Source organism: Desulfovibrio sp. 1214_IL3152 (assembly GCF_036763055.1).
GTDB lineage: Bacteria > Desulfobacterota > Desulfovibrionia > Desulfovibrionales > Desulfovibrionaceae > Desulfovibrio.
This window is the reverse complement of sequence record NZ_JBAIYW010000311.1, coordinates 1-1,663: the sequence shown is the minus strand read 5'-3', so window position 1 is coordinate 1,663 and position 1,663 is coordinate 1. Positions and strand designations below refer to the sequence as shown.

Here is a 1,663-nt window from a genome sequence, read left to right as displayed (position 1 = left end):
TTTCTCTATTTGAAGCAATGGCGCGGCATAGCGACTCGGTACGCAAAAAATGCGGCCTCATTTCTGGCTGCCGTTCAGATCAGGTGTATCTTTTTGTGGGCTTCAGTCTCGTGACTACAGCATCTAAAAAAAGTATGTTTTTGCGGTTTTCTATAACGACAGACCGTGCTTTTGCCTTGAGCAGGCGTCTGTTTTACCCGCTTTTTCGAACGGTCTGCTCCGGACTGGGATTGCACGGCGCTCCTTCGGCTCCCAAATCCTTCAGCCTCAATTTTTGTGCTCTCAATCTCCCCCCACAACTCTCCTCGTCCGCAACGCCTGGCTTTCAACGCATCTGCGTTTCATTCGTCAGCACCAGCGTCTTCTGTCCTTACAACGTGTACGGGCAGTAGGCAGGGCGACACTCCGCCGCATAACTGCGGGCAGGTTCCCACAGCGCCAGGCCCGTTCTATCGTCAACAGTTACAGAATCAACACGTCAGGGCCCACATGCAACACAACAAAGCGCTGATGCCGCCGGAAAACGACTTCCCGGCGGCATCAGCCATATTGATATTCTACACGCTCAGGCGCATACGGCCTAGAAGGGCCAGATATTGTCCATAAGCCGCGTGAACCAGCCCGGCTTCTGCTTGTCTGCAAGCACGCCGCGACCGTAGTATTCGATGCTCGCGTCAGCAATCTGCGTGGAAAGCACGCTGTTGTCGGCGCTTACATCCTTGGCGCGCACCATGCCGCGCACCACCATATATTCTGTTTCCTCGTTGACGCGTATTTCCCGCGCGCCCTCGATCTGCAGCAGGCCGCCGGGCAGCACTCGGATGACACGCGCCGCCAGAGAGGTGGTGACGTAGTTTTCACGCTTGGTCTTGCCCGTGCCGGACAGGTCGCTGGTGGAGGATGTGGTCAGGGCCGGCGTTCCCACCTTGTTGGTGGGTCCCAGCCCCAGGAAAGGGATAAAGCCGTGCGATCCCTGCCCCATGAGCGCGCCCACCTGATAGTCGTTGGCGCCTTGCTTGTTGGCAGTGGTTTCGGCTTTGTTCTGGGCCTTGGTGTTTTCCACCAGTTTGACCACCACGATGTCGCCTACCCTGCGGGCGCGGCTGTCGGAAAAAAGCGTGTCCTGCTCGCTGGCCGCGAAAAGAGACCCCGGATTGTCCGGCCCGTTGGCCTCCTGCCTGTATTCCTGAGGATCGGCAACCGGTGGCTGCAAGGCGGGATGTTTGCGCGGTCCGCCGCCGCAAGCGGCACACAGCGCAAAAACCAGCGCCATGACGGGGATGATGTGACGTGCCTGCATATGCTCCTCTCCTTCAATAACCGCGTCCGCCGCATGCGGCTGCGACGTCTAGTTTATCTCGACGGTATTGCCGTTTTTGACAATGCCGAAGACCTGTTTTTTGGTTTGCAAGTTCCGCACCGGAATGGTGGCTCCCGGTTCACCATCAGCCAGGGCCTGCGCCTGTGTGGTTATGCGCAGGTTGCCTCTGGAAAATATGAGGGAAACCACATCACCCCGCTTGACCATAAGCTGGCTTGCAAGATCGCTCTGCAATATGGGATCGCCCGCATTGACAGCGCGGGCAAGCTGCCACGGGCCACCGCGCCCGTCCCAGGGCAGATCGCGCAACTGCCCGGCGTTGACGCGCATAAAGGTTACGCT

General features: G+C 58.2%; 2 protein-coding genes and 1 pseudogene. 1 reads left to right on the top strand and 2 read right to left on the bottom strand.

Annotated features, from left to right (window positions below):
* Positions 1–114 (top strand): annotated as a pseudogene (locus V6C07_RS06630) (IS5/IS1182 family transposase); the annotation flags it as partial.
* Positions 115–580: 466 nt separating this feature from the next.
* Here V6C07_RS06630 and V6C07_RS06625 read toward each other — a convergent pair.
* Both V6C07_RS06625 and flgA read right to left on the bottom strand, forming a co-directional pair.
* On the bottom strand, positions 581–1,300 hold the full coding sequence (locus tag V6C07_RS06625) for a flagellar basal body L-ring protein FlgH (protein WP_333535560.1): 720 nt from the start codon (positions 1,298–1,300) through the stop codon (positions 581–583).
* 48 nt (positions 1,301–1,348) lie between these two features.
* The coding region (flgA, locus tag V6C07_RS06620) for a flagellar basal body P-ring formation chaperone FlgA (protein ID WP_333535559.1) at positions 1,349–1,663 on the bottom strand (315 nt) is incomplete at its 5' end.